Annotated in this window: 15 protein-coding genes; 9 read left to right on the top strand and 6 right to left on the bottom strand. The window is 47.4% G+C overall.

Annotation, left to right across the window (positions count from 1 at the left end; all coding sequences use genetic code 11):
* Positions 1–4: 4 nt before the first annotated feature.
* Positions 5–739: a basic amino acid ABC transporter substrate-binding protein gene (locus tag ACK5NH_RS05895; protein WP_416918279.1), complete on the bottom strand. Its 735-nt coding sequence runs from the start codon at positions 737–739 to the stop codon at positions 5–7.
* 374 nt (positions 740–1,113) lie between these two features.
* Between ACK5NH_RS05895 and ACK5NH_RS05890 the strand changes: the two genes are divergently transcribed.
* Positions 1,114–1,938 (top strand): hypothetical protein, encoded by an 825-nt coding sequence (locus tag ACK5NH_RS05890; RefSeq protein WP_416918277.1) that lies wholly within the window; start codon positions 1,114–1,116, stop codon positions 1,936–1,938.
* A 3-nt stretch (positions 1,939–1,941) separates the two neighbouring features.
* On the opposite strand, the gene ACK5NH_RS05885 is transcribed toward ACK5NH_RS05890, so the two are convergent.
* A complete protein-coding gene (locus tag ACK5NH_RS05885; protein ID WP_416918275.1) occupies positions 1,942–2,832 on the bottom strand; it encodes a LysR substrate-binding domain-containing protein in 891 nt (296 codons plus the stop codon).
* A gap of 120 nt (positions 2,833–2,952) precedes the next feature.
* On the opposite strand from ACK5NH_RS05885, the gene ACK5NH_RS05880 reads away from it, so the two are divergent.
* The 6 genes from ACK5NH_RS05880 to ACK5NH_RS05855 all read left to right on the top strand — a co-directional run bounded on the left by ACK5NH_RS05880 (position 2,953) and on the right by ACK5NH_RS05855 (position 10,064).
* A complete protein-coding gene (locus ACK5NH_RS05880) occupies positions 2,953–3,387 on the top strand; it encodes a CidA/LrgA family protein (protein WP_416918273.1) in 435 nt (144 codons plus the stop codon).
* Entirely contained in the window at positions 3,387–4,121 is a 735-nt protein-coding gene (locus tag ACK5NH_RS05875; RefSeq protein WP_416918271.1) for an LrgB family protein, read from the top strand. The genes ACK5NH_RS05880 and ACK5NH_RS05875 overlap by 1 nt, the downstream gene beginning before the upstream one ends.
* Positions 4,122–4,287: 166 nt before the next feature.
* Positions 4,288–4,764: a GNAT family N-acetyltransferase gene (locus ACK5NH_RS05870; RefSeq protein ID WP_416918269.1), complete on the top strand. Its 477-nt coding sequence runs from the start codon at positions 4,288–4,290 to the stop codon at positions 4,762–4,764.
* 225 nt (positions 4,765–4,989) lie between these two features.
* Complete coding sequence (locus ACK5NH_RS05865) at positions 4,990–6,465, top strand: carbon starvation protein A (protein ID WP_416918267.1); 1,476 nt, start codon at positions 4,990–4,992, stop codon at positions 6,463–6,465.
* Between the two features lie 256 nt (positions 6,466–6,721).
* Positions 6,722–8,398, top strand: coding sequence for a glucan biosynthesis protein (locus ACK5NH_RS05860; protein ID WP_416918265.1), 1,677 nt, complete (start codon positions 6,722–6,724; stop codon positions 8,396–8,398).
* Positions 8,399–8,594: 196 nt separating this feature from the next.
* On the top strand, positions 8,595–10,064 hold the full coding sequence (locus ACK5NH_RS05855) for an inorganic phosphate transporter (RefSeq protein WP_416918263.1): 1,470 nt from the start codon (positions 8,595–8,597) through the stop codon (positions 10,062–10,064).
* Between the two features lie 12 nt (positions 10,065–10,076).
* On the opposite strand, the gene ACK5NH_RS05850 is transcribed toward ACK5NH_RS05855, so the two are convergent.
* On the bottom strand, positions 10,077–11,027 hold the full coding sequence (locus ACK5NH_RS05850; protein WP_416918261.1) for a DUF72 domain-containing protein: 951 nt from the start codon (positions 11,025–11,027) through the stop codon (positions 10,077–10,079).
* Between the two features lie 280 nt (positions 11,028–11,307).
* Between ACK5NH_RS05850 and ACK5NH_RS05845 the strand changes: the two genes are divergently transcribed.
* Positions 11,308–12,702 (top strand): diguanylate cyclase domain-containing protein, encoded by a 1,395-nt coding sequence (locus ACK5NH_RS05845; protein WP_416918259.1) that lies wholly within the window; start codon positions 11,308–11,310, stop codon positions 12,700–12,702.
* A 128-nt stretch (positions 12,703–12,830) separates the two neighbouring features.
* Here the strand turns inward: ACK5NH_RS05845 and ACK5NH_RS05840 are convergent, their stop codons facing one another.
* Positions 12,831–14,723: a methyl-accepting chemotaxis protein gene (locus tag ACK5NH_RS05840; protein ID WP_416918257.1), complete on the bottom strand. Its 1,893-nt coding sequence runs from the start codon at positions 14,721–14,723 to the stop codon at positions 12,831–12,833.
* 218 nt (positions 14,724–14,941) lie between these two features.
* Here ACK5NH_RS05840 and ACK5NH_RS05835 point away from each other — a divergent pair, with 218 nt between their 5' ends.
* Positions 14,942–16,453, top strand: a complete 1,512-nt coding sequence (locus tag ACK5NH_RS05835; protein ID WP_416918255.1) for an EAL domain-containing protein — start codon at positions 14,942–14,944, stop codon at positions 16,451–16,453.
* 78 nt (positions 16,454–16,531) lie between these two features.
* On the opposite strand, the gene pepN is transcribed toward ACK5NH_RS05835, so the two are convergent.
* Together pepN and lpoB are read right to left on the bottom strand one after the other, a co-directional pair.
* The gene (gene pepN, locus ACK5NH_RS05830) at positions 16,532–19,165 is read right to left on the bottom strand and encodes an aminopeptidase N (RefSeq protein WP_416918253.1); all 2,634 of its coding nucleotides are present in this window, start codon (positions 19,163–19,165) and stop codon (positions 16,532–16,534) included.
* Positions 19,166–19,406: 241 nt separating this feature from the next.
* Positions 19,407–20,000: a penicillin-binding protein activator LpoB gene (gene lpoB, locus ACK5NH_RS05825; RefSeq protein ID WP_200862652.1), complete on the bottom strand. Its 594-nt coding sequence runs from the start codon at positions 19,998–20,000 to the stop codon at positions 19,407–19,409.
* Between the last annotated feature and the right edge of the window lie 39 nt (positions 20,001–20,039).

The following is a 20,039-nucleotide window of genomic DNA, read 5'->3' as shown; positions in this document are numbered from 1 at the left end:
GGGATCACTTGATATGGGCTGAAACGAGTGCCTGATATTGGCCGCTTGCTTTCAAGCTTTTCAGCGTGTTGTTAATGCTGGTGAGGAGTTCAGGCTGCTGCTTCGACACCGCAAAACCATAAAACTCAGGGGGGAAATCCAGCTTGATCAGTTTGAGATCTGGGTTTTTCGCCAGATAGTTCGCCGCAGGCTCGCTGTCGAATAACACTAAGTCGACTTTGCCATTCTTCAGCTCCATGATGGCTTCGAAGCCTGTGTTAAAAGCGGTGACATTTTGGGTGTATTTTTTAGACATCATATCGGCGGTTGAGCCGAGCTGCACCGCAAAGTGTTTGTCTTTAATATCATCAAGGGTATGAATTGTGTCGTTATCTTTATTGACGAGCAGCACTTGAGTGGCTTCGTAGTAAGGCTCTGAAAAGTTAACGCTGGCCTGCCGCTCTGGGGTGATAGTCATGCCTGAGGCGATAAAATCAATCTTGCCAGAGTTTAGTGCAACGATCAGTGAATCGAATTTCATGTTTTCGACTTTGAGCGTCTTGCCGGCATCTTTAGCGATTTGCTTGGCAAGCTCAATGTCGAAGCCTTTGATTTCGTCGCCACTTTGTCCACCTACGTATTCAAAGGGCGGAAAAGCCGCATTGGTTCCAACCACTAAAACATCGTTGTTCTTTCCACATCCAGCTAACAACAAGGTGGCAGTCAGGGCTAGGCCGCCTAATAACATGGTTTTTTTCATTTAAGACTCTCTTTTGAATGACTCACAATGTGACGACTATAGGGATTTGGCGCTGTTGTGTCAATAATTATGCTTTTAATGTGATTAAAAATTCATTACAGGTCGCGGGTGATTTATATCTAAATACATGTGGCGATTAGGCTAAGTGAGGTTGATATCAATACGTTTTTAAAGCGTTAGTGAATTGTTTAGGATGACCGTGAATAGCAATTTGGGGTTTTCACTTGTGCTGGATGTATCATTTTTTATTCATTTTTAAGGCTAAAATAGCCATCTACGAAGGATTTCCAACAAAAATTGTAAAAACTTCATTAAATTATGCACAGTTAATCTAATCTTAATGCAGGATCAAATAGCAATTTATGGAGCGAAACGTGAGATACCTAACTCTGGCACCAGCGGCACTGCTTTTAGGCTTAGTAACTTCAGTCAGTGCAGAAGAATCCACCCAATGGCATTACACCATGGGGATACACGATTTTATTGTGGAACAGGAGAGTTCACACACCTTTGGGTTTAACGGTAACATCATGATTGAACATACCACGGCATCGGATATTTACCTGTCTGCCATGCTGGATATGTTTATCGATATTGATACCGACGATCTGGACCCAGACCATATTCCCGTGTGGTTTAAGTCGGAATATGTGGCTTCGGGTGAGTTCTATCATATCGATCCTCGCTTCTTCTTCGGTTGGCAGGTGGACTTACAGGGTAAACGTAACACTGTGAGTTCCGTCGAAAAGCAAGCTAAGTTATTTCCTGGATTAACCGCCAATTATCGCGGCGAAGAAACTCAGGCGCAGTTAAAGGCGGGTGCTGGCTATTACTATTTAGAAATCGATGACGACGTACCCCGTACCCGTGGTTACGATAGGGGCGATTTTGGTAATGGCGATTTTGCTTATACCTTTATGGGCAGCTTTGGTTTTGATTTAACGCCCAAAATAAAAATGAATTTTGCCGCGCAAAATTGGAACGACGGTGATCAATGGCTTGAAAATCAATATCGCTTCAGCATGAGTTACGATACCGATTATTGGGAGAAGGGCAGCCAGTGGTTACTGTATGTGGAACATACTGAATATAACCTAGACCACTTTGCCAAGGAGAATGTGCACTCTCCCAACTACTTGCCGATCCTGCCTTGGGACAATGATACCTTAGTACGTTTTAGCTTGGTGGTGCCTTGGTAGCCATTACTTTTGCGTTAAGTGTTTCTCTACTAACGCAATCATCGCCTTTGCCGCAAAGGACAATACTTGTTCTTTGCGCCAAAACAGCGATAACTCCCAGCGCAGTTCATCGCTCGCCAATGGAATATTGACCACCCCCGCCACACTGTAACGCCGTGCGATAGATCGCGGCAGTATCATCACGCCCGTACCCGCCGCCACGAGAGCGATACCGAAGTCGGCTTGACTGACTCGGGTGATGTTTTTAGGGGTAAATCCCGCGTGTTGGCAAGCCGTTAATACCAGTTGATACAAGGTATATTCGGTCTCAAACATCACTTGTGGCTCATCAATTAAGTCGTGGATTGACAGGATTGGCCGCGAGGTGAGGGGATTTTCCTTGGGCAGTACCACCACCATAGGATCGTTAAACACCCGAATGCCGTGGTAGCCATCGTCGAGATTGATAATCCCAGTTGCCAGTTCAATTTCGCCCTTTTGAATGGCTAAGGTTTGCTCGACTCCGCCGCGCACGAGTAGGTGCATATCGATCTGCGGATATTGCTGGCGATATTTGGCAATAATCGGGGCAAAAATTTCAGCACTGCCGAGTGGCGCAAGACCAAGTTTTAATTCACCTGCGGTTAAACTGCGCTGGGCACTGAGTTCGGCCAACATGCGTTGGCGCCCGGCGAGTAGCTCTTTACCATGGCGATAGACCACTTCTCCCGCTTGTGTGAGTTTGACCTGAGTGCCACGTTTGCCGCGCTCGAGTAGCACGAGATCGAGTTCTTCCTCTAATTGGCGCAGCGCCTTGGAGAGTGCGGGTTGGGTGAGGTGAATCTTTTCGCTGGCCTTACCAAAACCGCCGGCATCGATGATCTCGATAAAATAACGCAGCACTTTTAGATCCATTCTCGCCCCTATAATACATTCTTAAAATTCATGGATTGCATTCTTAATATTCATTTTTTTTATAAAATAGGCAAGCCTAAAATATTCCTATAGCAACTTTAGTGTAAATCGAGAAACCGCATGTCTTTCCTACAAGCCGCAATACGTCGATGCCGTCATGGGGCTTTACTATTCATCCAAATAGGCCTCTTCTGTTTACTGTCTTTCGCCTGTCATTGGTTCGCCACTTGGGCGCATTTACCTGTACCTGGTAGTGTGTTGGGTTTAGGTATCCTATTGATTTTACTTGCGACTAAGTTAATCCCTGAAAACGCAGTACAGCTTGGTGCCGCTTGGCTTATCGGTGAGTTATTGCTGTTTTTTATTCCGCCAGTGATCTCTGTGATTAAGTACGAAGGCCTGTTTGAGCAATATGGGGTGAATATCCTCTTCACCTTAGTGATGGGTAGTGTGTGCGTGATGGTGGGCACGGGATTTGTGGTTGACCGAGTGTTTCGCTTCGAGCGTCAGCTCAATATCAAAAAGCATGCACGCCGTCATGCTAAGGCCGCCTAATGTCGAGCCTTAACTTAAGCCCTGCGGCTATTTCGGAGTTGCTGTTTTCGCAGACGGGATTGGCGCTGATCAGCTTGTTATTAACGCTGTTCTGTTACTTTGCGGCGAAAAGTTTATATAAACGCCATCGAGTATGGTGGTTGGCGCCGATCGTACTCGCGCCTGTGGTGATAACGCTCTTGGTGTTTAATCTCGATATTCCACTGCCCACTTATTTTGAATACACCCATTGGCTAATGGCGATGTTAGCTCCTGCGACGATTGCCTTTGCCTTGCCGATTTATCGGGAACGTAAACTCATTCGCCAATACCCGCTGACGATTGCCCTTGGCGTGATAGCGGGATTATTGCTCGGCATGATATCGAGCTGGCTATTAGTGAAATTTGTGCCGCTGCCAGCGGAGCTGTCGAAGAGTTTGTTGGTGCGCTCGGTATCCACCCCCTTTGCCATGGAGGCCACAAGCGCCTTTGGCGGTGTACCTGAACTCACCGCTATGATGGTGCTTATCACCGGAATTATCGGCATGTTAGTGTGCGAGCCGCTGTTCAAGCTGATGCATATTCGCACTTCCTTAGGTAAAGGCGTGGCATTGGGCGCATCGGCCCACGGTGCGGGCGCCGCCAAAGCCAGTGAGCTAGGTCAGCAAGAGGGCGTTATTGCCAGTTTAACTATGATTTTTATTGGGATTGTTATGGTGCTAGGCGCCCCCGTGTTTGCGGTGATCTTCAGTTAGTGTTCGAGAGTTATTAGTTGAATTTGTGTTAACCATCTACACCTTAATGTGATTTTGTCAGTTTTAATGATGTTGTTTTGCCTCTTAGGGCGCTAACCTTTGCTTGGGTTATGCGCCCATTTTTTTAGTCGGCGCGAGTGATGACGATATTGAATAGGGATTTTGGATGGATAAGCAAACACGCGTATCGAATGTGACATTGAGACCCATAGGACAAGACGATCTAGAGTTGATCTTCACCCAGCAACAGGATCCGATCGCATCTCAATTGGCACAGTTTCCCTCGCGGGATCGCGAGGCGTTTTACCTTCATTGGCAGCAAAATATCCTCGGGCAGGCATCGGTGCTGGCACGGGTGATAGAAGTTGATGGCTTGCTCGTTGGCAATATCGGCCATTGGCATATGGATGGGCAGGCGCTGATTGGCTACTGGATTGACCGCGCATTTTGGGGGCGTGGGGTAGCGACGTTAACTTTGAGCGCGTTTTTACCTTTAGTGACCTCAAGGCCGCTTTTTGCCCATGTTGCGAAGCATAACATCGCATCTCAGCGCGTGTTGCTGCGCCACGGATTTGTAAAGACAGATTGTTTAATTCAAGAGGAAGGTGACGTAGCGCCATTGTTCGAGTTTGTGCTGCGTTGATGCTTAAACAGACTATCTGGCCAATGGTTTAAACACTTTTCGAGAGGATTGGATTTATTTTAACAGACACATTATTTAAGAAATCTATTTAGATAAGTGAGTTTTATCGTAAATTTAGATATATCAACCCGACTTTAGTCTAGTATGCGATAGCTTGACCTCATTGGCTAACTCAATGAAACTCTCCATTGAATCACCTCCTACTAAAGTATGGATAATTAAATAATGTTAATTTTCTTCTTATGTCTTGCACTCTTAGTGCTGGCATACAAGTTTTATAGCCCGTTTGTTGAGCGTCAGGCGGGGATTGATCCTAAAGCGCAAACACCCCAAGCAAGATTTGAAGATGGTGTGGACTATGTGCCTGTTCACCCAGCTAAAGCGTTTTTGATCCAATTCTTAAACGTTGCCGGTGTTGGGCCGATTTTTGGTCCTATCCTAGGTGCTTTATATGGTCCAGTGGCCTTACTCTGGATTGTGTTAGGTAACATTATCGGCGGTGCGGTACACGACTATTTCTCTGGCGTGTTAAGCATCAAAGAAGATGGTAAGAGCCTGCCAGAAATCGCCGGTCACTACTTTAATGTGTATTTTAAAGGCGTAATGCTGCTGTTTACTGCGATGTTGCTGTTTTTCGTGGGCGTGGTGTTCATCATGAGCCCTGCGGGACTGTTAAGTAACCTCGACTATTTTAAAGATACGATTTTTGGCAATAACACCTTCTGGGTGTTGGTGATTTTGGCTTATTACTTCTTAGCCACTATGCTGCCAATCGATAAGATCATCACTAAGCTGTACCCAGCCTTTGGTCTGTTGATGATTGTAATGACCACGTCTATTGCGGTTGCTCTGCTTATCAGCGCACCACAGTTACCCGAAATGGGCGATGTGTTCGCTTACTTCAACCACAGCCATTACAACAATGAGTTGCTCGAGCCAAACCCAGACGGTTTACCGATTTGGCCATTGCTGTTTGTTACTATTACCTGTGGTGCTATTAGTGGTTTCCACTCGACTCAAGCACCTATCATGGCGCGCTGCCTGACCAACGAGAAATACGTTCGCCCAGTTTACTATGGCGCTATGGTTGCTGAAGGTGTTGTTGCTTGTGTGTGGGCGACTGCGGGTATTGCGGCCTTCCCTGGTGGTTATGTAGAGCTTAAGAGCTTACTCGACCAAGGTGGTCCAGGCCTAGTGGTTAACCAAGTGGCAACTAGCTATCTTGGTGTATTAGGCGGTGTGATGGCGATTATTGCGGTAGCCGTATTCCCTATTACCTCAGGTGATACTGCGTTCAGATCGCTGCGTTTAACCATTATCGACGCCTTTAACATCCCACAGAGCATGCGTAACCGTTTACTGGTGGCGGCGCCTATTCTGACCATCGCTTACTTTATGACTAAGATCGACTTCTCCTTGATCTGGCGTTATTTCGCTTTCTCAAACATGCTGTTATCAACAAGCGTGCTGTGGTTGGCGACTAAGTATCTGTTCGATAGAGGCAGCTTCCATTGGATTGTGAGTTTGCCAGCGATCGCCGGAACCTGTGTAACTATCTCTTACATCATGACTGCGGGCATTGGTTTAGGCTTGCCTCAATCTCTGAGCCAACCCGTAGGTATTGCAGTTGGTGTGGTGTGTTTAGTGGCCTTGATTATTGCCCATAACAAACGCAAAACAGTGCTAGATACAAACTCTTAACCTCATAGGTTTTGTGACTGCTAAGGGCTGCATTTTGCAGCCCTTTTTAATACTATTTTCATAAACCAGCGTCAGTATTGAATATTGTCACTGTGACATATTCCATTGCGTCGAAATTATGTTAGATTCTGGCGAACTGATGGAGATAGAGGTATGGTTATCACTGTCATCAACAGTTCTCCACAGGGCAGTCACTGCAATATTGCTTACTTTTGCAGAGAAGTGTCAGGAAGTTACACCAATTCAGAGTCTGCTTATGCAACCCAATTTATTTTCTGAACAAACAAATGTTAATCGTGGGCCGATGCTGATCTCGGCGGTCGATGCTCAATCTACCCGCAGCCGTTTACAGCGGATGGTGGGCAGTGTGCTACTCACTTGCAGTGTATTATTAAGCTTATCAGCTTGCGCCGCCGGTAAAGCGAGTGCACCTCAAGAGGAAGAGTTTAGCTACGCTTGGTTAAAAGGTTATGCCCACACTCTTGCGACCGAATCCTATGTGAGCCATAAGGGCGAATTGCCAAAAAGCCTACAGGGCATGAGCTGGGATGATTACCAACAATTCCACTTTAAGAAAAAAGCCGCCATGTGGCGTGAAGATGATTCGAAGTTTCGCGCCGAATTATTTCACCTAGGTTTGTATTTCGATACACCCGTCCATATGTTCGAATTGGAAAATGGTAAAGCGAAACCGATTGAGTACTCTCCTTCAATGTTCGATTACGGTAAGTCGAAGGTGAAGGGCAGTCAGTTACCGAAAGATTTAGGCTTTGCAGGGTTTAGAATGCAGTTCAACGCCGACTGGCAGCGTGACGTGGTCGCCTTTTTAGGTGCTAGCTATTTCCGCGCCGTAGGTCAGGAAATGCAATATGGTCTGTCTGCCCGTGGTCTGGCGGTGGATACTGCAATGCCAAAACCAGAAGAATTCCCGATGTTTACTAACTTCTGGTTAGAGAAGCCTAAACCAGGTTCAAATATTGCGACTGTGTATGCCTTGTTAGATTCACCAAGTGTAACAGGGGCATATCGTTTCGATATCGAGCCGGGTGAGCGTTTAAAAATGAAGGTCGATGCGGCGATTTACCCGCGTAAAGCCATCGAACGTTTAGGTGTTGCGCCACTCACCAGTATGTACATGGTGGGTGAGAACGACCGCCGTACTGGTTATGACTGGCGTCAAGAGATCCATGATTCAGACGGCCTCGCCATGCACACGGGTAACGGTGAATGGATTTGGCGTCCACTGGGTAACCCAAGCAACTTAAGATTCAATGCCTACAGCGATGAAAATCCAAAGGGCTTTGGTTTGATGCAGCGTGACCGTAATTTCGACCATTATCAAGATGATGGTGTGTTCTACGAGAAGCGTCCAAGCTTATGGATTGAGCCAACTGGTAACTGGGGTAAAGGTTCGGTGCAGCTAGTGGAAATCCCAACACTGGATGAAACATTCGACAATATCGTGGCCTTCTGGAACCCTGCAGAGCCAATTCAACCTGGTCAAGAGTTACTCTATAGCTACAACATGTACTGGGGCGGTATTCCGCCGGTGCAATCACCCCTTGCCCGTGTTGTGGATACCTTCACAGGTTTAGGCGGTGTAGTTGGTCAGAAACGTAAGTACTATAGCAAACGCTTTGTCATTGATTTTGCTGGTGGTCCTTTAGCTACGTTGAGCAAAGATGCGCAGGTTAAGGCGATAATCTCCACCTCTCAAGGTCGTGTGGAAATTGAATCGGCTCGTCCGCAACATGCGATCAATGGTTACCGCGCTATGTTTGACCTAGTGCCATCGAAAGATAGCCTTGAACCCATTAATTTGCGGGTTTATTTAGAGGCAGATGGTCAGCCATTGACTGAGACTTGGATGTACCAGTGGTCGCCACCGCCAATGAACGAGCGTGAGCTACATAACGCCGGTCATCTGCAGTAAGCCGTGACTCAGTTTTAAATCTTAAAACGCCAGCCCCGTGTGCTGGCGTTTTTGCATTAGCAGATTTGTTAAATGCAAGCCTGGCACAGAGTTATTGAGGACGGATTCACTTTTTGCAAATCTAAATAATTTTTCACTGTCAAAGAGGCCATCCTTAGGCGTAATCTGTGGCGTCCTTGTTATAGGTTAGCGATTCATGTTTGAGATATTGACTTCTATCGGCCTGGGTTGGTCGGTAGCTTTAGTGCTGGCAGTGTTATTTGTGCTGGCCTACGAATTTATCAATGGATTCCACGATACAGCCAATGCTGTTGCGACAGTGATCTACACCAAGGCGATGCCTGCCAACCTCGCGGTGATTTCTTCAGCCCTTTTCAATTTTGCCGGAGTGCTCCTCGGTGGACTTGGCGTAGCCTATGCCATAGTGCATCTCCTGCCCGTGGATTCGTTGTTGGGAATGGATTCAACCCAAGGGCTGATGATGGTGTTCTCGCTACTCTTCTCTGCCATTATCTGGAACTTAGGCACTTGGTATTTTGGTATTCCAGCCTCGAGTTCCCATACCCTGATTGGCTCGATTATGGGCGTTGGTGGCGCATTTGCTTGGATACATAATGAGCCCATATTGCATGGCATTAACCTCACCAAAGCCACGCAAATCATGTTATCCCTGATTATTTCGCCCACCCTTGGCTTTGTGCTGGCGGGATTGTTGTTATTGCTAATGAAGTTTGTGTGGCAAAAGCACAAGATCCACCGCACCCCCGATGAACAATTTCAGATTAATGGTAAACGACATCCGCCGTTCTGGGCGCGCGTTAGTTTGATTGCGTCGGCCATGGGGGTGAGTTTCGCCCATGGTTCAAACGATGGTCAGAAAGGGATTGGCTTAGTGATGCTGGTGCTGATTTGTATGGCTCCCGCGTATTTTGCCCTCGACATGAGTAGCCAATCCTATGATTTGGCGAGAACGCAAGATGCTAACCGCCGCATTATGGCTATCTATAGCCGTAACCAAGCGGTGATTAGCGATCTTGTGGATGTTAAGGCACAAGTAAATGTGAATGATAGTTTGCTGAGCCATTGCTCGACGCAAACCGTGCTACCGGCCATGTCGCTACTCGACCGCCGTTTAGATAAAGCCAGCAGTTTTCAGGAGATGAGCGTAGAGGAGCGACGTGAGGTACGTCGTTTGCTGCTCTGTATCGATGATACCGCGCGCAAGGTGGCAAAATTAGAGTTACCCGCCAATGAGTTAACGTCACTCAATAAGTGGCGTAAGGATTTAACCAAGTCGACCGAGTACGCGCCGCTGTGGGTGATAGTGGCGATTGCGACCGCCTTGGGCTGTGGCACCTTAGTGGGTTGGCGCCGCATTGTTTATACAGTCGGCGAGAAGATTGGCTCTTCGGGAATGACCTATAGCCAAGGTATTGCTGCGCAGGTGACGGCAGCAGCATCGATTGGAATTGCCAGCGTGACAGGTATGCCGGTTTCGACTACGCATATTCTGTCTTCGGCAGTGGCGGGGACTATGGTGGCCAATCGCTCAGGCTTACAAAGCCAAACCATTAAGCAGATTTTATTGGCCTGGGTGCTGACACTGCCCATTACCATGCTCTTGTCTGCATTGGTGTTTATTCTGGCTAACGCCCTCTGGGGCTAAGATAAATTCCTTTTACCAGGTCAGTTGCATCTGTGCGGTGGATTCTGCCAATGCCTTATGCAACTGAATCGTAGGTAAGCTGATTTCGTTGGCGAGTTGTTGCTGCAACTGCTGATACAGACGTACCGCTAATTCGGGCGCGGTTTGGTTATCGGGCGTATGGATAAACAGATAGGGCTCGCGACCTTCTTGTATCCACCGCGCTAATTGCCGTAACCAGTTCGTGAAAAAGCTATCGTTATTCTTCACCTGCAATCTATCGTTACTCGCCGCTAAGGCTTCAATCGTGCCGTCGGTTTGACCAATAAAGCGTACTACAGGCGTATTGGCCGTCGCGATAGCGTGTACGGGCACCTGTGGCTTTTTCTTATGGGCATCGATAATGGCCTCGTTAGCGGGTGGCAGGGCAAACAGTGGCCGACTATCCATAATGATGCGATTGGCTTGTCTGTCTATCAGCAAACGATTGAGTGCCCGCTCTGCGTCTCCCTTGGCAAAAAAGGTTAAATGGCGGACCTCTACGCCGTAGCTTAAACCTTGCGGCAACAGATCAAAAAATCGTGCTAACACGGGCAGTTGTTCTGGGCCGAAGGCGGCGGGAAGCTGAATTTTCCACAAACCCGTTTTTTCGACTAAAGGGGCCATCACTTGGAAGAAGGCTAGCAATTCCTGCTGACAATGCTGCAACTGCAGTTGATGGGTGATGGTTTGTGGCAGTTTAAAGGTAAAGCGAAAATCATCGGGTGTTGCGCTGTGCCAATTCATCACTGTTTGGGCATTTGGCGTAGCGTAAAAGCTGGTGTTACCTTCGACTGTATTAAAAATGCTGGCATAGCGCGCAAGTCTGTCGGTCTGTTTTGTGCCAGAACCATAAACACTTTCTTGCCAATGGTTATGTGACCACATGGCAAGCCCGAGACGTAGATGCTGTGCTTTATGGGAAGGGGATTTGAACGACGTCAAACATACTCCTAGTTAACTTGCTGATCTGTGAATCGATAACCCGTGTGCGACGTCCTTCGTCGCCCTTTGCTCTATTGTGCTTAAATCAGTTTGTGTCCGTCAAATCGGCATCTTTTCTTTGGTGTTTGAGGGTGTTCTTGTGCTGGATTTTGCATGGAACTGTCATAGTAATTAACCTACTCTAATAGTATGTTATTGTGTGTTGAAGACTGTAACTGGGCTTCCCTGTAGGTTAGGGCCTCTTGACGTAAATTCGCCGCAGGCATGATTGGAGAGCTGTGTGAAAAACGATGGTTATACTTCCCTTAGCCAATTTGTTGATCTGCTATTAGATGCCATATGCGTCGTCGATAAAACCGGACGCTTCGAGTTCGTCAGTGCGGGAGCCGAGCGTATTTTTGGCTATACCCCAGATGAAATGATTGGCATGCAGATGTTAGAACTCGTGTATCCAGAGGATAGAGAGCGCACCATTGCCGCAGCCAATGAAATTATGGCGGACAGCTTTAAGCTCGATTTTGAAAATCGCTATGTTCGTAAAGATGGCACCCTAGTCGATATACTCTGGTCTGCCCGTTGGTCTGAGGACCATCAGCAGCGGATTGCAGTGGCCCGCGATATCACAAAGAGCAAGGCCGCCGAGCGGCGTCAGGCTGCCCTTTATGAGATTTCTGAAGCCGTGCATGTAGCAGAAGATCTCCTTTCCCTGTATCGGCGCATTCATCAGATTATGGCCAAGCTGTTGCCGACGGATAATTTTGCCATTGCACTTTATGATCCCGCTCTTAACGAGTTAGATTTTCCCTATCGTGTCTTGGCTGGGGAGCAAAATCAGGCGCAATCCGCCAGTTTTGACCTTTTTACCGAGCAAGTGATCCAAAGCGAACAATCATTGCTGCTTTGCCCTGTGACCATGTCGGCTTCCCAAGTTGATAGTGAGCTTTCAGCTAACCAATCAATAAGTTGGCTTGGCGTGCCTCTGACATTACAGAAAGGTATTATCGGTGCCTTGATTATGCATAGCACCCCAGATTCTCGGGTTTATACTCCGCAGGATCACGAGCTGGTGGAATTTGTATCGACCCAAATTGCCTTTGCTATCGAGCGGCGGCAAATGTTGGCGCGCTTAGAACATATTGCGCTTTATGACCAACTTACCCATTTACCCAATCGTGAACTGTTTTATGACAGATTCCAGAAGGCGTTATCGCGCGCGAAGCGCGAGTCGAGCTATTTCTCCTTACTCTACTTGGATTTAGACAAGTTTAAATGGGTGAATGATACCTATGGTCATGACGTGGGTGATCTCCTGTTGCAAATCACCGCCCAGCGGATTTTAGGGTGCGTACGAAACTCAGATACGGTTGCACGCTTTGGTGGCGATGAGTTTGTTATCCTGCTCGAGCGTGTCGATTCGGCGCAAAATACCTTACTCGTTGCCCAAAAAATTCTGGAGATGCTCAATCAGCCCTTTGAGCTGGTTAATCAACAGATCCATATTTTGCCTAGCATTGGGATTGCCCTGTATCCCGAACATGGCAGCGATGAAAAACAACTGCTGTCGTGCGCCGATACGGCCATGTATAAGGCGAAGCGCAATGGTGGTAACCGGATTGAAATGGGTTATCATGGCCTAAAGACCAGCTATTTCGAGCCCTTGATCCAACCCCATTGATAAGCATTAAAGGGGGTCGTTTTACCTTAACAAAAATCCCCGATAAGACTCAGATTATCGGGGATTTTTTATGGGCTAATCTATTCGAAATAAACTAACAGGTTACGGCGAAAGCTGTTCGCTCGTCCTTATAGTTTAAAGCGACCGACTTCCTGCTGCAGTGAGGCTGCTAAGTGAGCCAACTCCTGCGCCTGTACCATAGAGCTTTGTGCCTCGATGGAGAGGTTTTCAGAAACTTCACGAATCGACTCAGTATTACGGTTAATTTCGCTGGTGACTGAGGTTTGCTCCTCTGCCGCAGTCGCAATTTGGCTCGCCATATCCGAGATCTCATTAATGGCTTTGCTGATCTGTAGCAGACTCTCGCTGGCCGAGTTGGCATCTGCGACACTGGTTTCAGCCATATCATGACTTTGAGCCATAGACTTAACCGCCTTACCCGCAGTTTGCTGTAAGGTTTCGATCATGGCTTGAATTTCTTGGGTCGATGAGTGTGTACGCTGCGACAATACGCGCACTTCGTCGGCCACCACGGCAAAGCCACGACCTTGTTCACCGGCGCGGGCAGCTTCAATCGCGGCGTTCAAGGCCAGTAAGTTGGTTTGTTCGGCAATGCCACTGATGGTGAGCAGGATGCTATTGATCTTCTGTGAGTGTTCATTCAATTCGCTGATAATACGGCCGGCGGTTTCGACCTCATTGGCTAAGTTGCGGATCGATTGTTGGCTCTGCATCACTTGTTTTTGGCCGTGGTTAGACAGACCAACCGCATCTTGCGCCGTTTGCGCCGTGTGCTCGGCGTTGCTGGCAATCTCTTCGGTGGCACTGGCCATTTCAGTGACAGCGGTGGCAACCATAGTCACTTCGTCCTGCTGCACGGCGATGCGCTGGCTATTATCTGTGGCCGAGGCGCTACTGCCTTGGGCTTGATATTCAAGCTGGCCTGCAATTTGGTGCATTCTGGAGATCATGCCATGCAGACGTTCGACGAAGCGGTTAAAGCCCGAGGCTAAAATACCAATCTCGTCGTGGCTATTGGCGGTGTGGATCCGCACTGTCAGGTCGCCATCACCTTCGGCAATATCATTGAGAGCCAAGGCAACACGTTCTAAGTCTTTAAATTGAATTTTGAAGATGGCCACTAAAACCAAGCCGAAAATAATCAGTAAGCCAGCACCGACGGCGGACATCCACCAGGCGAGTGTGGTGGCCTGCGACATGATCTCCTCTTTGTTCATGAAGAAAATCAGCTCCCAATCGGTGGATGGCACAGCTGCAACATAAATAAGTTGAGTTTCCCCATCGATTTCGCGCTCTTCTAAGGTATTAGCGTTGGCTCGTTGGGATAACCAGTTGGGGGTAAAATTGCTATCAATTTTATTTAATTGTTGATTATTAAGCTGATTATTGGGGTGGCTAATGATAAGTCCTGTCTTATCCACCATTAGGGTGTAGCCTTTACCTGGCACTTTAAGGCGCTGCACCGCATCGGTGAGTTGATCTATCGTGAGGTTTGCCGCGGCAACCCCGAACAAGCTACCCGATACCATGACGGGCTCGGCAATGGTCACCACTTGTTTCTTTAAGGTGGCGCTCACATAGGGCGCTGTCATCACCATGGCATTGGCTGCTTTGGCATCCATATACCAGGGACGGACTCTGGGATCATAGTTAGCGGTATTGAGTGCTGGATCTTGGCGGTACATGTTGCCTTGCTCATCACCAAAATAAGTCAGCGCAAACCCCATGCCATTGTGAGCTTGTAATAAATAGGGCGTGATTTGCACACTGGGATCTGCTTCTATGGTCTTTTTAAGACTGCTGATCGCCGTTTTGCGATCTTGCATCCACACGCCAATACCTTCGGCAAAGGTATTTGCCAGTTGATCAATTTCATGTTGGGTATTTTCTAAGGCATTATTGCGAATGAAATAGCTTGAAATGCTTACTAGCACTGCGACAGTAATGAGAACGGCGAAGAGACTACTAAAGAGCAGGCGAGTTTTGAGTGTTGATCTCATAATTAATTCCTTTAAATTCCGTTAGCTGTCTAACGTCAATAAAGTATAGCGGCTGAAAGTGTTAAAGCATTAATAGATAAATTATCAATCTTCAAATGTGGTTAAATTTGCAGAATCAATGGTTTGCTGCACAGCTTTTAGCGGTTATCAGGCATACTCTGACATAACAGTAAGTTAGTACAAAATTAGTACTAATGAATGCAAATGAGCGGAATCGTATGAAATGGAATTTTCCTCGTTGGTGCGTTAATCCTTGGTTACACACCTGCCTTATCTTTATTGTACCCATCCTGCTGGCAGTCTCTATACAGCCTTGGTTAACCCGTTACAGCATGGAGCAAAGATTCAGTGATGATATAGATAATATCGCCACTTCGTTTGCCAATGGGTTGGATGGATTTGAAGCCACTAATATCGAACAGGCATTTGCCGAATTATCTTTTACCTGTGATACGAATGATATTGCCCTATTAAATAGTCCGTCCTTAAGCCCTGCGATCGTCCGGTTTATTCAGTTAGAACTGGCAAACGGGACGCAATGCTCAAATATAGGGCCTCCAGTCAATTATCAATTCGACCGATCACGGAGTTTATATTTCGACTCTCAGCGGGTGGATATTGCAACTACCGTCGCTGCAAACGATCGAACTCGCAGTATTGGCTATGTTTTCCATTTAGGAGAACAGAAGTTAGTAGTGCTTGCCAATAGCTCTGTTTATAACGAAACCTTGTCTAATCTCTGCCACGGCTGTTATCAATTATTAATTGGTTATCAAGGTCTTTCTGCCATTGAGCGGGGCATCGAACGTCTGGAAACTCAGTACGCTTTTCTCGAGGACTCACGCTATATCAATGTATTAGACGTGCGTTTGACCTTGAGGGCGGGGGATGCGCTTTATTGGCGTGAGGCTTCTCGGGTTGGGATTGTATTGTTTATCTCTGCGCTTATTGTGGCTTTTTTAGCGGTGATTTTTTATTGGAATTGGCAATCGGCTCGGGTGTCGATGGGGATGCTGATTCAAAAGGGCATCAGCCGTAAAGAGTTTATTCCTTATTATCAACCGATTATTGATTGTCGCACCGGAGAAGTGGTCGGCCAGGAGATGTTAGTACGTTGGCGAAGGTTCGATGGTGTGCTTGTGCAGCCGAATCAGTTTATTCCCTATGCCGAAGATTCGGGCTTAATCCTGCCTATTACCGATCTTATTTTGGAGCAGGTATATCAAGATTTGCCTCAACTCAAGGGCTGGGTCAGCGTCAATATCGTCGCCCAGCATTTAGAGTCAGGCTTATTGAGCAAATGGTTCTCCACCCATAGGGATCCTATGGTTAAACGCATTGCCTTTGAGTTAACCGAGCGCAAACCTATCACTCAATTTGAGTTAGCTTTGGCCGAAATGAAAGCGGTGTTACCTCTGTGCCATGACTTTAAACTGGATGACTTTGGCACTGGTTTTGGTGGTTTTAGTTATTTGCAGCGCCTTGGAATTAACAGCATCAAAATCGACAAGATGTTTACCGATACCATAGGCACGCAGGACTTAAAGGGCGCGGTACTCGATGCCATTATCGCCTTTGGCCGTGAGTCGCAGATGGATATGGTGGCCGAAGGCGTCGAAACCCAAACGCAGGTGGAGTATTTAGCCGCTAAAGGGGTATATCAACATCAAGGGTATTTCTATTCGAAACCTTTGGCTTTTGAGGATTTGAAGACGTTTTACCAAAGCTAACCCTATGAAAATAAATACATATGAGCATAAAAAAGAGGCTCATATGAACCTCTTTTTAGTGGATGATGATCTAATTTATCAATGGGTCATTTTATTCTTGATCAATACGCAGCGCTGCTCGGCTTGGCGAGTTTCTAACAGGGTGCGGCGGGCAAGATTCGATAATCCAGTTTGGGTATCCAGCACTTTATCTAAGGCGGCAATACTGGTGTAGTTACAGTCGGTTGGGATAAGGTTGCGGCTGTAGCTACGCATAAAGACTGGGCCTTTTTTATCCATATCCCCTAAGTTGGCGAGGCGCTCTTCGGCGGTCGCGGCGCTTAAGAGTTTTTGCTCCGCAGGATAGAGGTTTTCCATAATGATGCGCTGTTTAGCAAACGGCAGGGCGTCGGCGTGGACTTTACTCAACCAGCGACGTTTTGCGGCAGCTTCAGGACGGATAACCTGTGCGGCCAATGCGGCTTTTTCACCCGAATCTGAGTTATCGCGGGCGGCTTCTTGAGTAATACGCTGCTGCGCATTCGGGAAGTCGTAGCGATTTAGCTGAGTGATGATGGCCCAGCGCAGATCTTGGTCTAAAGTTAAGCCCTTGATTTTGGTTGTGCCATCTAGCAATTGCGCTAAGTGACGTAAGCTATCGCGATCGCCAGCTAACTGGATATAGGCATTGAACCAGCGACGCTGGAAGTCATTGTCGCCTCGGCTCTCCATGGTTTTACGAAGGCTCATTTGCGCGAGGCCTTTAACCGCATTTTCAGCATAGTTTTGCTGAATAGGTGCGATTTGCGCTAAGTATTCTTTACTGCGTAGCAAGCTCGAAATAATCTGGCCGACCACAGTGTAGTCATTCTCCGCAGGGGCGTTGACGAACACTGTGCTTAAGTATTGATCTAGGCTCAGGTTACCCTCACGCACACTGTCCCACAGACTTTGCCATAGCATAGAGCGCAGCAGCGGATCTGTGACTCGGCTTAGCTGTTGCTTAGCGGTGTCGAAGGATTTGTCATCGAGTTGCACCTTCACAAAACCCCAGTCATCGTAGTTGGGGTAGACGAGATCCGGACAACGCTCACCGACTAATTGCTTCACCTCAGTGCGTTCGCCCTTGTAGGTTACTGGTACTGTGGTCTCATGTCTTAAATCGAAGCGTCCCTTAGTGAACAGGGCGATTTGGACTTTCTGCTCCCTGAGTGTCGGCAGCTCGCTGCTGGCAGGATACTGTAATAGGCTAAATTCGCTAATGCGGTTGCCGTCGCAGCGATATTCGGCCTTAATAGTGTTGACCCCTGCGCTGTAGAGCCAGTCTTTTGTCCACGCGCTTAAGTCACGGCCAGCGGCTTTGGCGAGGCTATTGATAAAGTCATCTAGCTCAGCATTTTGATAGCTGTATTGCTTTAAGTAGTTACTCACGCCGCGCTGGAACACCAGATCGCCGAGCAAATGGCGTAACTGCTTGAGGGTCGAGGCGCCTTTTTGATAGGTGATGGCATCGATATTATCGAAGGCATTTTGCGTGGTCGCCACGGGCACTTCGATAGGATGCGTGGTCACTAGGCTGTCTTGCTCATAGGCGCGCTGTTTGCCTTGGGCGTAAAAACTGCGCCAAGCGTTGGTAAATTCGGTGGCTTCTTGGGTGGCGAGTGTGCCCATAAAAGAAGCAAAACTTTCGTTTAACCATAGGCCATTCCACCATTTCATGGTGACTAGATCGCCAAACCATTGGTGCGCCATCTCATGCATGATAACGCCGGCTAAGCTTTGTTTTTGCTCGGCGGTCATAGCGGCTTTGTGGAGGAAACGATCCTCGGCGAAAGTGATGGCGCCAGCGTTTTCCATCGCGCCGTAGAGGAAATCAGGCACTAAGAGTTGATCGTACTTTTTAAAGGGATACGGGATACCAAAATAGGCATCAAAGAAGGTTAAGCCTTGTTTGGTATAGGTAAACCAGTCCTCTGGAGTGACTTGGTTAGCCACAGATTGGCGGGCGAATAAACGCATTGGATAGCGGCCAGAATTATCCTGCCACATATGGTATGGGCCGGCATGCATAGAGAAATTATATGGACTTAACTTAGGCGTCTCAGGGAATTCCCAACGATTAATAGTGCCCGCTGGAGTGACTGTAGTCTCGCGCATGGTGCTGATCACTTGCCAGTCCTTCGGCGCGGTCACGCTGATTTTATAGTTGGCCTTTAAGTCGGGTTGATCGAACACCGCAAACATCTGCTGGGCGGCGGCAGGCTCAAAGTGCGAGTACAGGTACACCTTGCCATCGACAGGGTCTTGGAAACGGTGCAAGCCTTCACCGTTGGTGCTGTGGGGACGAGTAAATTGCACTTCGACCGTGTTTTCACCCGAGGATAGTAAACGGGTATTTAGACTGATGTAGGAACCATTGTAATTGGGATAAACCGCGGTGCCGTTAATCAAAAAACGCTTAATTTGTGCCTTGTTTAAATCTAGGCTCAATTGCTTAGGCACCTCGCTGAGATTGAAATGTACCTTAGTCGTGGCACTAAACTCAGTGTCACCAGTCAGTTGAAAATCCAACTCATAATGCACATCGGAGATCACCTGTGAACGTAAGCTCGCCTGATATTGGCTGATATAGGGGCTGGCATCCCTTGGCCCTGTATTTAACGGGCTTTGAACGGCGCACGACATGAGTGCCGAGCAGGTGAGGGCGACTAGGCTGGCTTTGAACAAATTCACGACTTCAATCCTTCAACGATTTACTATATTTGTGGCTTAGATGCGGCGCTGGATGGCAAGTTTAGGTTCTCTGGCCGAACAAACTTATCCCCTTTCGGAAGCGGCATCCTCGCTGGGTATTTTGGGCGAGTACACTACCTTATTTAGCATGGATAACCAATGTTAAAAATGTAAAAAAAAGCCAGCAAAAATGCTGGCTTTTTTTGAGGCTTTCGGCTTTAGCCTATGGGGCTGTTCGAGATTACATACCTAAGAAAGACTTAGACTTTGTCTTACGGATTTCTTTTTCGTCAGACCATTCGATAAGGCCTGTTTCTAAGTCCATCAGACGCATAGTCATCTTGTAGTAAACGTCTTTAGTGCTGCCATCTTGCTTAACGATGCTAGACAGGTTGCCATATAGCATGTACTGGGCACCGATTTGACGACCAAACTTGATGGCGGTTGATGGGTCAACCATACCAGTATTGTTTTGGTAATCCAGTTGCTTACGAACTGAATCGACCTTAGTCATATCGATAAAACGGAACTTGCCTGAGCGCAGTAACTTGTTGCTGATAGAGTCGGTTACTGATTCAGTATCGATATGCTCAGAGGTTTTGTTTTTGATGCTATCGACAAACAAAATTGGGCGGTTGTTCGCCGTCATCGCCACGATAGGTGGGAAAGTCATCATGCTATCGACCATCTTAGCGGCGATGGCTTGCAGATCCGTTGAGCCAAAGTTTGCGTTAACGGTTTCCACTTCAGTGGCATCGCCATACTCGACCTTCGATTGACATGCAGCCAGACCCATTACGGCAGCCAGCACAAAAATCAGTTTAAATTGTTTCATAGTCAGTTCCATTTTGTGATTGTAAAAACTTAATGACAC

It is taken from the genome of Shewanella sp., from assembly GCF_047975355.1.
In the GTDB taxonomy this organism is placed as follows: domain Bacteria; phylum Pseudomonadota; class Gammaproteobacteria; order Enterobacterales; family Shewanellaceae; genus Shewanella.
Note: the sequence above shows the minus strand (reverse complement) of the source record. Positions and strands in the feature narration are given on the sequence as shown.